Source organism: Burkholderia sp. MR1-5-21, from assembly GCF_053427715.1.
Genome location: NZ_JBSAXD010000043.1, coordinates 19417 through 33075, shown reverse-complemented (window position 1 = coordinate 33075; position 13659 = coordinate 19417). Strand labels below are relative to the sequence as shown.

Genomic DNA, 13659 nt, shown 5'->3' with positions numbered 1-13659 from the left:
CGCCCCTTATCGCGAGTAGCCGTACGCTGCGCGCTCGGCATCCTGCTTGTCCATGAAGGTCTGGGCCGCCGCGGCCCGCTCCTTCTGGTCCTGTAGCTGCTGCGACTGCTGTTGCGCATCCTTTTGTGCCTTGGCCGCATTCAATTGCAACAGGTCGGCGTTCTGGCTCGTCACGATGTCCAGATAGTGCGTCGTGATCTCCGCCGTCGCCTGCGCCGTCGGCGACAGCGAGAGTTGGGACTGCAGATCCTGCCGCCGCTTGGCGAGATCGTTCGTGTGCTGCATGATGTCCGACCCCATCTGGAACATGTTGCGCACGACCTTGTCATTCTGCTGATACAGCGTGTTCATGTCGGCAAACCACTGCTCATTGGTCTTCCCCGACCGGCTAATCAGCGTTTGCACTTGCGAGACCCACTGACTCCCCTGCTTGAGGTCGCCGTACAGGCCGTTGAGGGTGCCGACCAGGTTCTTCACCTTGTCGATGTCGCCGGTGATCTGGTCATACGCGGCCTTCCATGCCGCTGGATTGAGGTCCTTCGCCTGCAACAGCTGGTTCGCCATCATCTGGTACTGGTACAGGATGTTGGTGTTCTGGTAGATCTCCCCGCGCACGGCCTTCGCCGCCGTGACAACGTTCTGGCCGAAGTTCGTCGGGTCGAACACGATCATGGCCGAGGCATGCTGGGCTGCGAAAAAGGACGCCGCGACGACGGCGGCACAGAGGATGCGCATTTTCATGGGGTCACCTATCAGTCGAGAGTCAGCATTTCTTGCAGATACGCTTCCCGCCAATGTGGCGAGCCGGACGCGTAGTGTTTGTCGAGCACCCGCTGGGCCGCGCCGTCCGAGCGCAGCACCGCGAGCGCCTCTTTCGGGAACTGCGCTTGCAGCATCCGGGAATGGTCCGGCGTGACCCATAGGTAGTCGCGGTTGGGAACCGCGTTGGCGACCATGTCGATCTGGTCGTCGGTCAAGCCGCACACATCGCGATACAGGTGCTTGTTGTTGCGCGCGTCCCGGTTGGGTAGATAGAAGATGTTCGGAATGTTCTCTTTCAGAATTTCGAAGTTCGGCACACGCGCGAGCTGACCAAGCGACTGCGTCGCGAGCAGCAAGGTCGCGTTGAGTTTCCGGATCGTCACCGCCCAGATCTCGAGACGCTGATAGAAGCGCGGGTACTGGAAGAAGAAGCCGCACTCTTCGACTTCGATGATCGTGTAGCACCTCCCGTCCAGCCATTGCGAAATCCGGTAGAACGCGTAGTCCATGAACAGCGCGGCGGCGACCGGATAGTTCTGGAAGAGATCGCCCATCTCGATCGAGATGTCGTCGGACAGCGAAAACGCATCCTCGACGTGGTCGAAGAACCGGCCGTTTTTCTCCCCCTTGGTCCAGATCTGAAGCCGCTCGCGCAACTCGGTCGGCAGAAGCGTGGTCAGGTTCGACAGCGTCCAGAATTCGCGGGTGTAGCCCTCGCCCAGCGTGGCAACCGCTTCGTAGAGCGTGCTTTGCTGTTGCGGCGTGCAACGGAAATCGTCGTCCTCGATCGCCATCTGCACCCATTCGGCAACATAGGTGTAATGCTGTGGGACCGACAGCAACGAAAGCGGGTTCACGGATGTCGCCGCCTCGAACCGGCCCGTCGCATCCACGAACCGGCCGTTGGCGAGCACGGTCGGAATCCGCGTGGAGCGGTCCTTGTCGAACCGGATCCGACGCGCCTTGTGACGCCCTGCTTGCGACACGAGGAAGTTCAGGAACACGGACTTGCCGGCACCGATCGGGCCAATCACGAGCGCGTGCGACTTGCCGCCCGGATGATGCAGGCTGACGCGCTGCAGCGTCTTGTGGCGGGTCGGCAGCAACGTGAGCGGCCCGGTCTTTTCGCCCGACTGCTGCGTCAGCCAGTCGTTGACCGGGTTGCCTTCCGCGACGCCGCGCAGTGGCGCAATGTCGGAGACGGCCGGCGTCTCGACGAACTGCAGACGCTTTTGCTGGTCCCATCGCCCGGGCATCGTGGTGGCCCACGCCGCCGCGAGATTGCGCGTCTCCACGATCACCCCGAAGCCGGCGTTGCCGATCCGGCCGACCACTTCGCGCGTCAGGTCGTCACATTCCTCGATCGTGTCCCCATAGACGACTACCGAGATATTCGCGAACCCATATTGCTGGCCGTCCGCGATCAATTTCGCCAGGGCTTTTTCCGCTTCGTCGGCGAGCATTTCCCGACCTTCGTCGTTCTTCTGCTCCTCCTTCGCGAAATAGGATTTCAGCACCGCGACCGGACTGAATGCGGAAACCTTGTAGAACTTGCGGATCTTGTCGATGTACGCCTGCGCCTTGCTGGTCGACAGGAATCGAAACATCACGCAGACATCGAGCTCGGCGTCGACGTCGGCCAGCACGTCGAGCGCGGCCTCCTGAAAGCCCATCCACTCTTTCACCGACACAATCTTGGCGTAGCGCGTCCCGTACGCCGATTCGAACATCAGGTGCTCGGCGCCATACGTGACGAAGCTCTCTGTCAGGTGCGTGTCGAGCATCGTGACCGGATAACGGACACGGCGCGGCGGCACCGACGGATTGGCGGTCTGGTGCAGGTACGCCATCGCATTCTGGAGCTGGAGGCGTTTCATTTTGAGGCGCGTCACCCCGCCCTTGAACGCGTCCAGAATCGACTCGAAGCGCTTGATATCGGCCGTGACTCGGTCCATGTCGAACGAAAATGCGCTGCGCGCGAACAGCATGTCCTTCACGGTTTCCCAGATCGCGAGCGGCACCGCCTTGCCACCCACGGTCATGTGGTACGCGACCTTCTCGAAGATCTTGTTGATGCCCGTCTCGGGCGTGAACGCCAGCGCGAGCGAATGCGTGTTGCGGAAAAACTTGCCGCTGCTGACATGCGCGCGGTTGATCGCATCGACCCGCTCGTCGATCGAGTTCGCGAACTCGCCGGCGATCTCCCCTTTCACGCGCCGATGGGAGAGCCGCCACCACGCGGTCACGCGATGGTCGAAGTTCTTGCAGGCGTGGTCGAGGTTGTCGCGTGCGGCAGAAATGTCCGAGGCGTTCGGACTGTCAGCGTCGACGCCGCTGAACGTGTACACGGTCAGCAACGAGCCATCCTTGTCGAGAATCAGCTCGGGCGTCACCATCGTGGCCCACGGGGCGATTTCCTGCACCGGGCCGCGCTTGACGTGCTTGGTCAACATGGCAAATCCTGATCGAAACCGTACGGACGCTTGAATCGAACCGAGAACCGCGTGGTCGGCAGCGGCTCGTGGACGTCAGGAAAGCGGTTGTAGATCACCAGCACCTCCTTCCACCACGGATCCCGCGACGACAGCCACCGCAACAGCCAGTGCACGCCAATCCCCACGACGAGGAAAGTCGGCGTCATGCTGCTGTAGCAGAGCAACGCCGTCAGCGTGCCGTTGGCGATTGCCAGGCCCCGGTCGGCCCCGCCCATCTGGCGGGGCAGCGACAGCGAGCGGCTTACCCGGGTCGGGCTACGCACAAGTGAAATTGACGTGGAGGTGGTCGCGCACGATCGGCAGCGCGCAAGCCGCAATACCGAGGCCCACCAGGACCGACGAAATCATCTTGCCGATGTTGCTTTCCGAATTCGCGATCGCGACCGCGCCGACGATGATGAGCACAATGCCGATGGCATACAGCCACGGACCGCTGATGTATGACGAGATCAGACAGATCACGTCGGTCGCCGCGCCGAGGCTGGACATGTCGACCGCGTGTGCAGCGGGCGCCGCGCCGGCGAGCGCTGCCGCGATCAGCGTCGAGCGCATCTCGTTGCGCGCGAACAGCACGCGCGAGGTGGCGGCCAGCTTCACGCGCAGACGGTTGAGGAGAGTGTGTTTGTGCTTTTGCATTGGATGACTCCGGTTAAAAAACCCGCTTGAGGACGTAGTCGCCGTCCTTGAACCCCTTGATTTCGAGCACTTCGGAGATGTGCCGCAGCTCGCCGGTCCGGCGCATATGGATTACATAGTTGAAGCAGTCGGCGATCGCCTTGCGCATGTCGGCCAGCTCCCAGCGGCTACCCGTCGGGATGCCGAGCATCGCGAGGCTTTCGAGACGGCTCAGTGCGCCGCGACCGTCATTCGAGTGGATCGAACCCATGCCGCCGTCGTGGCCCGTACTGAGCGCCTGGATGAAGTCGTACGCCTCGCCGCCACGGACTTCGCCGACGATGATCCGGTCGGGGCGGAAGCGCAGACAGAGCGCGACCAGCACTTGCGTGGTGACGCCTTTGTCGGGGTTGGAGAGCAGCCGGACCCGGTTGGGCGCGCTCACCTTCAACTCCATCGTGTCTTCGATCGTGATGACCCGCTCATCGGGCGGGATCTCGGCATTGAGCGCATTAAGCAACGTCGTCTTGCCTGAGGACGTGCCGCCGGCGACGAGCACGTTGCAGCGCCCGCGCACCATCTCGGCCAGCGCATGCCGCAGCACCGCGTCCTGCACATCGGGCGGAAACAGCGTGCGCTCGACCTCGCGTCGCGCGTGGACCCGCGAAAACGCACCCATCTGGACGTAGTCATCGAGCGTCAGGTGCTTCTCGCGGTGCTTACGGATCGCCAGCGCATGTCCGTCGATGGCGGTCGGCCGCATGACCGCGGCGATCCGCAGATTCTTGTGGCCGCCGTTGATGATCCCCTGCGAGGTGCCGGCCTTGGCCGACTTGTCGACCGACGCCGCCAGCGCATGAATTGCACCCTGCAGCGTCGCCTGGTTGAACGTGACGTCGAGGCGGTGCATCTCGCCGCGCGACTCGATCCAGACATTGTTGAAATCGTTCACCATGATTTCGGCAACGTCCGGCGCTTCGAGCGGCTCGACGAGCGGCTGCAGCGACGCGAAGAACAGATTGACCGCGTTCTCTTCGAGCGGTCGAACCTTGAGCAGCGGGTTTTCGGCAGTGTCGGACATGCAGCTATTGTTCAAGCTGCACGGTCCGCCGTTGGACTGAAAGAACGCCTAATTTCGATAGCTTTCGAGACCGTCACGCGGCCCCGTTCATAGACGATTGGACGCGCGGCCGGTTCAACCGGATGAGCCCCTTCAGGCGGAAAGCTCCCCAAAAACATATCGCTTTCGCCGCCAATGCTCCCGGCGGGATGTGCTTGGGCGTTTCGTAAACGAAAAAAACCCGGTCACAAGACCGGGCGGGTTGCAGAAGGTGGGCGCGCACGCGCGTTCAACAGATGACTTCGACCGTCTCGCCAAACGGCGCACGCCTGGCGCGATGCAGCGGCGTGGTCGACGCCCAGAGCACCGGGTAGGCGGGCACGTCCGTCGGGAAACGGCCATCCATATCGGTCAGGTAGACGAGGAACGCCGGATCGATCCCGTCCGCCGCGACGCGACGGAAGGGATCAACGAACGACGTGCCGCCGCCCCCCTTGATCGGCGCGAGATCAACCGGCTCGCCCCGCTCGAACACCTGCACCTGCGTGACCTGCGTATCGCAATCCATCACGATCAGCCGGCGCGGCCGCACGGCATCGCTCACCATCCCGATCTCGGCCGCGAACTGCGCCTGCGTGTCATCCCAGACCGAGCCGCTGGCGTCGCGCACGAACACTGCGTCACCCACTGCCGGCTCATTCAACGACGGCAGATACAGCCCGGCGTGCAGGTAGCGACGGTTCGGCATCGACCACGTATAGTCGGTCGGCGCCGCGTCCTGCGCGAACCGATGCAGGAGCGATCGCCAGTCCACGACCGGCGCCACTGCCCGCTCGACCGCCGCCTGCAGCGCGCCGCCAAATGAGCCGCGTGCCTGAGCGGCTTTCGCCGCCTGCAGCACGGCGACCCTCCACTCGGCTTCCTTCGCGGCCTTGTCGGAGCCGGTGTACTGGCGAACCTCGCCGAACGACGGTGCGTGCTCACCCGTCACGTCACCGGGCGCGCTCGAGGACGGCGAATCCGACGAACCCGGCGAACTGCCCGGCTTCCCGGACTGCGGATTGCCGGACGAATCGCCCGGCTTGCCGTCACCAGGCTTGCCACTGCCCTGCTTCGCTTTCTGCCGCGCTTCGTTCAGCCGCATGCCGTAGATTTCCTCAGCGGACCGGCCCTTGAATCGCGGATCGACCAGACCGCCGGGCGGCAATTGCAGCCCGGCATCCAGCACGATCGGATTCACGGCATAGTCGCAGGCCTCGTTCCAACCCCGATGCTCCCGGTGGCCCTGCCGCCAGCAATGCCCGTTCGCGACGTGCCACACCTCGTGGGCAAGCACACCGCGAATCTGCAGATCGGGCAGGCTGGCCGCGTAGGTCGGGTTGTAGCCAACGGCAACGCTGTCCGTCCAGAACGTCTCGCAGCTCGGATCTTCGACCAGCTTCAGCCGACAGGCCAACGCCCCGATAAACGGGTGGTCGAGCACGAGCGCGGTGCGCTGCCTCTTGATGCGGTCATAGAGGTGGAGATCCATGGCCGCCTCACGCCGCAAAGCGCAGCGGCGGCAGTTGAGCCGACTGGCCGACCACCTGATCGGTCATCGGCGACGGTGCACCGCCCATGAAGGCAGCCATCAGCCCCTCGATCTCCGTCGCCTTGGCGGCCACTTGCGAGCGCAGCACCCTGGACTCCTTCAGATCCGCGCCCGTGTGCGTAGCCAGATGCGTCTTGGCCTGCGTGAGGATATGCGCCAGCTTCGGATCGTCGCTGAAGTTCAGCTTCGGCAGCAGCTCGCACAACTCGCGCACGTGGTTCGCCACGTCGAGGCGCACGTTGTTGGACGAGTACAGGCGGTTCGCCATCATCGAGACGGCCTCGTACAGCCGGCCGACCAGATCGTTGTTCGCCGTCTGAATCGACGCGAACACGTGCTGGTCGATCTCGGTGCGCAGGTTCGCCAGTACGTCGCTCGGCAATTCGACGCCGAACTGGCTCGCATCCGGGAACGGCAGCACCGACAGCTTGATGCCGAACTTGCCGGACAGCTCCGCCAACGTCGGGTAGTCGGCTTCGTTGTACAGCGTGTTCATCTCGGCGCGTGCCTGTTCCTTCAGATCAAGATAGTTCGTCAGGAACACGGACACGGCGAGATCGAACTCGTCCTTCATCGCGCGCATCCGCTCAGCCACCTCCATATAGATCATGGTCGGCAGCAGGCGTACCCCCAGCTGATCGTACTTCAGGGTGTGGGCATAGTAGTACGTGCGGATGCGGTTGCCGATCGACACCACTTCGGCAAAGCTCGGCGCATGCTCCGGCAACAGGCGCTTGTTGAAGCGGCCGATGCCGCGCGCCTGGTGGTTCTTCTCGACTTCCTCGGTGACCTTGCCGTCGTAACGACGGGCGACCCACGTGGAAATCGTGACGGACGACAGCATGACCTTCGACTTCAGATCGGTGATGTTCATGGAAAGACCCCTGGTAGATAAAAGATGGATGACGCAGAAAGAAAAAAGCCACGGCGCGCGAGCGGGCCGTGGCGACAGGAACAGCGATAGAAGAATGGCGACGGTCAGTCGCCGCGGATGACCTTGCCGATCTCCCCACCTTGCGCACGGATGAACGCGTAGTGGTTCTGCAGCTCAGGCTTGCGCTGAACCGCGTCGCGCACCAGCACGGCGGTGAATTCCCGCCAGCCCGCATTGATCAGGCGCTCCGCGTAACGCAGCACGCGATCGAAGTTGCCGTCATTCGCATGACAGGCCAGCGCGGTCGTCAGCGCGTACAGCACGCTCGGCTCATCGGGGATCGCCCCGAGGTCGGGGTTCATCACGATCGCGTCGACCGCCGGGATCGCGCGGAAGATGCTGAGGAAGCTCACAAACTCCGATGCCGCCCCCTCGCCCACCGCGCCACTGACCGCGTGGGTGAGCAGGTACGTCGGGACCGCCGGCAGCACCTTGGCGACAAAGCCCCAACTGCGCGGGCTCGGCGATGCCTCGATGTCGCGGCTCGTTTTCACGACCGACAGCAGATCCGGGCGGAACCGGAGGAACGCGATCAATTCCGGCGGGACGCCGTGATTGACCGCCCAGGTGGTCCAGTCGTTGATCGTCGCCTCCAGCTCGACGACCGCTGCGAAGCGCGAAATCACCGGATCGAGAATCCCGGTGACGCCCGCGTTGTCGCCACGCCGATTGGTGGCCGCCACGAACGTCACGTGATCGGGCAGCTTGTGCTCGCCGATGCGACGTGCCAGCAGCAGTTGCATCTTGGCCGCTTGCACGGCAGGCGAGGCCTGCCCGAGATCGTCGAGAAACCACAGCAGCGGCCGCCGCGCGCTCAGCGCACGCTCGAGGTCCCCGTACGGCAGGAAGCGCGCGTGCTCGCCGTCGGGTGACGGGAACGGCAGGCCCTTCGAGTCGGTCGGGTCTTCAACGACGGGATGGCTGATGAGCAGTTCGTGGTCGGTCGCAGCGGCAGCAGCCTCGACGATGTCGGACTTGCCGATGCCGGGCCGACCGCTGATCAGCACCGGAAAGCGCTTGGGGATATAGATATTGAGCAGCTCGATGAGCTGAGCGGGAGACAGTTTCATGGGGTGCCTTGAAATAACGAGGCCCCACGAAGTCGCGCCCACAGGGGCGAGACCCTGCGGGGCATTGGAAGATGCCGCAATGCGGCGGTTCGATGCGTCCGAGGACGCGGCGGTGTTCTAGGCTTCGGCCGCGAGCAGCGCGTCGCGCTGATCCGGCCGCAGCGTGGCAAGCGGGAGGCTCGACCAGCCGTGGTAGATCATCGCGCCGTAGACTTCCGCAAGACATGCGCTTTCCCGACCGAGCACGAAGTCCTCGTCGGGGGCAACCGGCAGTTCAATCTCGCGCCATGCATTGATGGCGGTTTCGAGTCGCGCGAGCGACACCGAATCGGCCTCAGGATCGTTGGAATTGGTGCTCATGGGTTCCTCTTGAGTGAGCCCGTGAGCTGTCCCGGACGGGACAGAATCCCAACGGGGCAAATGGCATGCCGATAGCCGGCGGGTCGATGCGTCCAGGACGCGGGGAATATGTCCAGTGTAGGCGGCCGCCTGCCGTCCCCGCGCCGGAAAGATCGGGAAATTGCCCCCGCTTTGACGCCGCGTCGACGCGCGCGGACGAAAAAAAACCGGCGCAAGCGCCGGTTGGTTCAAGTAGGACAGGCCGCTGGCAGGTCACGGCCCAAGCAGATTCCCTTGGGCGGCCAGAATCGCCGTGATGCGAGCCTCCCTCGCGGCATCCCTTTCCCGCATCACGCGGCTTCGGGCTTCGCCTACACCGTTGTGCTTCTCGACGACGTAAGTGAAATAGAGCACCTTTGCTGGCCCACTCCAGCTTTGCCATTCGGCCATGATGCGCCCGCGCGTCGCCGGGTCGCAGGCGAAATACGCTGCACGCGCACGTCGCCACTGCCTGGCGTCCAGATCACGCATCCGCTGTTCGCTTTCGCGCGCCATCCGTATCCGGCGCGCTTTCTCCGCATCGACGTTCGTTTCCGGCGCCGGTGCGAACTCGTCCGCGAACAATGGATAGTCGCGTTCGATTCGCTGAGCGATGCGTTTGTGGCGATTCAGGTAGGCGGACTCTTTGCGACGCGTCCACTGATATCCCTCATCGCGCGGCTGTCGATCAAATCGCATAACACCTCCGACAAGATGCCCGGCCACCGATGGCGGCCGGGCGGTTCATCACGCCGCGAGCGGCTCGAGCAACGAACGCGCGTACTGCAGCGTCCCGTCGTTTGCACGAAGGTTGCGCGCCTCGCGAGAGGTGGGATTCACCATCGCGTAACGCGTCGACGCGCCGCGCCGGTAGCTGCGGATTTCGGAAAACCCATCGGCGAGCGCCCGATCCACGTGCTGGACCCCAGTGATGATCGAGCGATCCGGGCACTGATACTGCGCGCGCGATGCGCGCTCCTTCGCGTCGTTCGCCGCGCCCGCCGCTTTCGCGTGGGCGCGGGTGACCTCGCGCTGCGCCTCCCACTCGGCCTGCGCCGCCTCGTCGTAACCGCAGAGTGCGAAAATTGCACGCCGGCGCCCTTTCGAGTTCAGCCCGCGAAGCGACACACCGAACTGCTCGCGGATCGCCTGCTTGGTCGCCTCGTTCTGTCCATCCGGATGGTCCAGAACCTGCAATAGCCTCGCCATGTCGCGCGTGTCAACATCCTTCGCAAACTCGTTCGGCCAGTGGAACGTGTACCGCCCCGGGCCCAATGTCGCGATCTCCAGTTGCAACGCACGCTTGCGCTTCGACAGCTTGCCGTCCCGAAAATCCGTTTCGATCGTGTTCAGGTCGCGTTCGAGGGCCTTCTGAGCGAGGATGGTCCGGTAGCGCTCGGCAAGCGGCGAAACCGGCGTGCCAAGATTGACCGGTTGCTGATAACTCTCCGGAAGCACCAGCCGGCCCACGATGCCCGCCTCGTAGAGACGGTCATCGACCTGCACCGACGTCGCCGTGGCGGGTAACTCGCGCAACGCGGCGACCATGTCAGCGCCGAGCTGGGCATCGATCACGCGCTTTTCGTCACGCACGATTCGAATCGCCGCGCGCAGCACGTCGTACGGCAACGAGTTGCGCAGCACGGGCACGTCAAGGACAGCCGACGCCCACTCCAGATCGAAGCCGAATAGCTTCGGCTCCGCGCGGTAGGCGTCCAGCACCGCGTCGGGAATCGGCTGGTCCAGCAACAGCACCTCAACCAGGTGGACTTCGTGTCGACCGTTGACGGTTCCAGAGAGAGACCGCGGCCCCTCGGAGCCGAAGCCGAACACCGCGTCGGAGGCGCGTCGACAGACTTCCGACAGGGAAAATCGGCCGCCCGTCGCGCGAGCGGCTTCGACTCCCGCTTCCAACTGCTCGCTCGACAGCATCCAGGCCGGCTTGATGCCGAGGTTGAACACGAAACGGAAGATCTCCCACTGGTTGCGGGGGATCTGCCAGACCGGTCGCAGCGTGCCGTGATCGAGAAACCAGCGGTCGCGAATCTCCTCGAACATGGCCGTGAAAATGGATTCGGCCGTGCCCGGCTGGCGCACCGTCAGGATGCCGTTGTACCGGACGATCGGCAGCATGACGGCGCCTTTCGACAGCGAGATCTCGTGCGTGTCGTAGACGCACATGCGCGCATCGTGGAAGAAGATGTGGAAGACTTGAGCGAGGGTGTCGGCGAGGATCGTGTCGCCGGGATTGTGAATTGCGTACATGGATGGTGTCCTTGCAAAATGGGGCAACCACCCATCGGGGCAATTGCCCCTGAGAGGGAGAGAAGAAAAACGTCAGTCGTCAGTCGATGTCGAGCAGCCGCGAAACAACCGCGGCAGTCGCCCACGCCTGGGAGCGCGACAGCGTCTTGATGCGGATGACGGGCAGGCTCGCCCAGTGCCCGCCCTCGCCCGCCTCATGGAAACAGACGTAGTCGACCTGCACGATCCAGCCTTCGGACGTGCCGCGCTCAACCGACAGGCTCATGCGTCGCCGGCGCCCGCCGGCGTCAGGCCATTCGGACGTCGGCTTGTGGCCGTAGACCGCTTCGTTGGCATCCTCGAAATGGTTGGCCACCGCCACCCATTCGGGCTCGATTTCCGTCTTGCGCAGCGCCAGCTCGACCTGACGAACCACGCTACCTACAGTCTTGCCAACCGGATCGAACGGCGCGTTCGCCAACTCGACCGGCAAATCCAGAACGTCAGACATGGAGACTCCAAAATGCAAAAAGGCCGCACCCGAAGGTGCAGCCTTTCATGTTTTGATGACCCGCGTATGCGGGCCTGAACTGATTAACGCGAAACGCGATGGAAACGCGCCTGACGACGGGCGCGGTCTGCCTTGCGGCCGCGCTCGCACATGTACATGCCATATGCACAAATCACGCTGCCCATCATCAACAACGAGATCGACGATTTCCATCGGCCCTCCTAGCGGCGCTCATTGTCCAGACCGTCGACGAGCCGCAACCCGCCGAGCAGAGCCTCGTAACCATCTTTCGAGGCCAGTTGGTCGAGCGGCACAACATTGTCGACGCCGCCTGACAGGTCGTTGCGGCCGCGCCGCGTCCTGAACGATACCGCGACTGTCCGACGACTCGGCGTGTCCGCCACTTCCAGCATCATCGAACCCGTGCGCAGCGTGACCCGGCATCCACGTCCGCGGCTCGCCGGCTCGGCGACGATTTCGTGATCACCATGGCGCAACCGAAGATTGCGCGCCACGTGACGGAGCATCTGGGTTGCGTGGTGCGTGAGCGCCGTATCCGACGCAGCGCCAGCGCTGCGCCGATCGGCGTAAAACACTTTGGGTACCTTAAACATCACTTCCTCGAATAGAAAAAAGCGAGGGCCCCGGTCGGGACACCTCGCTTTGCATAGAAAAGCCGGCGATCGCCGGAAATGAGAGAGGGCTCAGCGCGTGACACGCAGCCCGGAATTGCTGCTGACCAGCATGACCCGGTCGCCCGGGGCGAAGCGTTGGTCATCCGACTGCACGACGACCAGTACCCGACCCGCGGGCGTGCGGACGACAATCTCGACGCCTGCGTGACGCTGCAGGACAGCGGAGACCTTCTGGGTGATGAAGCCGGCACCGGCGCCGGCGATGGCGCCTGCGACGTAGCGGCCGTTGCCGCCGCCGATGGTGCGCGAGCCGAGAAACGCGCTCACGCCGGCACTGAGCAGCGACGACAGACCCGAGTTGTCGGAGCCGTTGTCGATCGTGACGCCGCGAACGCTAACGACGGTGGCCTGCTCGATGGTTCCTGCGTGCTGCACGTCATAGCGCTGGTAGACGTCCGGTGAACCGAAGTCGACCGCAGCGCACGCGGTCAGGCAGGAGAGAACAATGAGACTTACGATGAGCTTGAACATGCTGGTTGCCTCACAAAAGATGGCAACCGGCCCGTCAGGGTGGTTGCCCTGGCGGGAATAAGGAGAGGGGGCAGGCCTTGCGGCCCGCCCCTATTACGAGGGGTACGTCTGGCTTCAACCTGCCACGCTATTACGCGGCGCAGCGAAGATGGTGAAGGTCGACGTGCCCATTCACCACGAGGTGTCGATCAGCTTCGATCGGGAAACCACCTGCCCACTTCACGACTGCCGTACCGTCGCTCCAGACGGAGCTGATACTTCCTTCGTAGATGCGCGGCGGGCTTGCTTCAACGTCTTGGCCGGTGACGCGTTGACCGGCTTTGAAGCCGTTCAACTCCGGGACCTTGATCGGGGCGATTTCAAGATGTGCTGCGTTTGCCAACATGATGAGGCTCCAATTGAGAGTGGGAGCCATATCCCGTCGGGAGTGGCTCCCGAAAGGGTTAAAAGGCAGCTTTGCTGAAACCCGCGCTAGCGCGTGGTGAAAAGGCAGCCGTGCGACAGCGAACTTCCCACATGCTGCTCAATGAAAACGACGTCGGTATTCGTCGAGCAGTGGCGTCAGGAGCCGATAGCGCGCTTCGGCATCGTAGTCCGTACCGTTGCGACCGACCTCCGCGAAGTAGCGGGGCCGCGCACCGATTGGATCGAATGTCGGGTGGTTCATGATGGCGCGAAACTCCTCAACGTCCCCAGCCTGCGCCGCGACCTCGATCGGGAGCATCCGAAATTCGTTGCGGATATTCACGTCGTTGCATGTTGCATTCCAGCCGTTGGTTTGACCGTGTGCAACCAGTTGATAGGTGTTCATCAGATGGTCCACTATGAAAAGG

At 63.4% G+C, this 13659-nt stretch carries 16 protein-coding genes; all 16 read right to left on the bottom strand.

What is annotated here, in order from left to right:
- Nucleotides 1-6: 6 nt before the first annotated feature.
- Nucleotides 7-741, bottom strand: a complete 735-nt coding sequence (locus ACV229_RS36670; RefSeq protein ID WP_448087943.1) for a type VI secretion protein — start codon at nucleotides 739-741, stop codon at nucleotides 7-9.
- An 11-nt stretch (nucleotides 742-752) separates the two neighbouring features.
- Nucleotides 753-3215, bottom strand: coding sequence for a VirB4 family type IV secretion system protein (locus ACV229_RS36665; RefSeq protein ID WP_448087942.1), 2463 nt, complete (start codon nucleotides 3213-3215; stop codon nucleotides 753-755).
- Complete coding sequence (locus ACV229_RS36660; protein ID WP_448087974.1) at nucleotides 3209-3472, bottom strand: conjugal transfer protein; 264 nt, start codon at nucleotides 3470-3472, stop codon at nucleotides 3209-3211. The genes ACV229_RS36665 and ACV229_RS36660 overlap by 7 nt, the downstream gene beginning before the upstream one ends.
- A 40-nt stretch (nucleotides 3473-3512) precedes the next feature.
- Nucleotides 3513-3893, bottom strand: coding sequence for a conjugal transfer protein TrbC (locus tag ACV229_RS36655; protein WP_448087941.1), 381 nt, complete (start codon nucleotides 3891-3893; stop codon nucleotides 3513-3515).
- Between the two features lie 13 nt (nucleotides 3894-3906).
- Entirely contained in the window at nucleotides 3907-4953 is a 1047-nt protein-coding gene (locus tag ACV229_RS36650) for a CpaF family protein (RefSeq protein ID WP_448087940.1), read from the bottom strand.
- 268 nt (nucleotides 4954-5221) lie between these two features.
- Nucleotides 5222-6463, bottom strand: a complete 1242-nt coding sequence (locus ACV229_RS36645; RefSeq protein ID WP_448087973.1) for a vWA domain-containing protein — start codon at nucleotides 6461-6463, stop codon at nucleotides 5222-5224.
- 7 nt (nucleotides 6464-6470) lie between these two features.
- Nucleotides 6471-7397 (bottom strand): hypothetical protein, encoded by a 927-nt coding sequence (locus tag ACV229_RS36640; protein ID WP_448087939.1) that lies wholly within the window; start codon nucleotides 7395-7397, stop codon nucleotides 6471-6473.
- Nucleotides 7398-7501: 104 nt separating this feature from the next.
- Nucleotides 7502-8527 carry an ATP-binding protein gene (locus ACV229_RS36635; RefSeq protein ID WP_448087972.1) on the bottom strand — a complete coding sequence of 342 codons (1026 nt, stop codon included), beginning with the start codon at nucleotides 8525-8527 and terminating at the stop codon, nucleotides 7502-7504.
- A gap of 117 nt (nucleotides 8528-8644) precedes the next feature.
- Nucleotides 8645-8887: a DUF3717 domain-containing protein gene (locus ACV229_RS36630; RefSeq protein WP_448087938.1), complete on the bottom strand. Its 243-nt coding sequence runs from the start codon at nucleotides 8885-8887 to the stop codon at nucleotides 8645-8647.
- 252 nt (nucleotides 8888-9139) lie between these two features.
- Nucleotides 9140-9604, bottom strand: coding sequence for a hypothetical protein (locus tag ACV229_RS36625; protein WP_448087937.1), 465 nt, complete (start codon nucleotides 9602-9604; stop codon nucleotides 9140-9142).
- 48 nt (nucleotides 9605-9652) lie between these two features.
- The gene (locus ACV229_RS36620; RefSeq protein WP_448087936.1) at nucleotides 9653-11086 is read right to left on the bottom strand and encodes a hypothetical protein; all 1434 of its coding nucleotides are present in this window, start codon (nucleotides 11084-11086) and stop codon (nucleotides 9653-9655) included.
- Between the two features lie 163 nt (nucleotides 11087-11249).
- On the bottom strand, nucleotides 11250-11660 hold the full coding sequence (locus ACV229_RS36615) for a hypothetical protein (protein ID WP_448087935.1): 411 nt from the start codon (nucleotides 11658-11660) through the stop codon (nucleotides 11250-11252).
- Between the two features lie 221 nt (nucleotides 11661-11881).
- Nucleotides 11882-12274 carry a hypothetical protein gene (locus ACV229_RS36610; protein WP_448087934.1) on the bottom strand — a complete coding sequence of 131 codons (393 nt, stop codon included), beginning with the start codon at nucleotides 12272-12274 and terminating at the stop codon, nucleotides 11882-11884.
- 90 nt (nucleotides 12275-12364) lie between these two features.
- A complete protein-coding gene (locus ACV229_RS36605) occupies nucleotides 12365-12826 on the bottom strand; it encodes a hypothetical protein (protein ID WP_448087933.1) in 462 nt (153 codons plus the stop codon).
- Nucleotides 12827-12956: 130 nt separating this feature from the next.
- Nucleotides 12957-13211: a hypothetical protein gene (locus tag ACV229_RS36600; RefSeq protein WP_448087932.1), complete on the bottom strand. Its 255-nt coding sequence runs from the start codon at nucleotides 13209-13211 to the stop codon at nucleotides 12957-12959.
- 138 nt (nucleotides 13212-13349) lie between these two features.
- Nucleotides 13350-13637, bottom strand: a complete 288-nt coding sequence (locus ACV229_RS36595; RefSeq protein WP_448087931.1) for a hypothetical protein — start codon at nucleotides 13635-13637, stop codon at nucleotides 13350-13352.
- Nucleotides 13638-13659 lie beyond the last annotated feature (22 nt).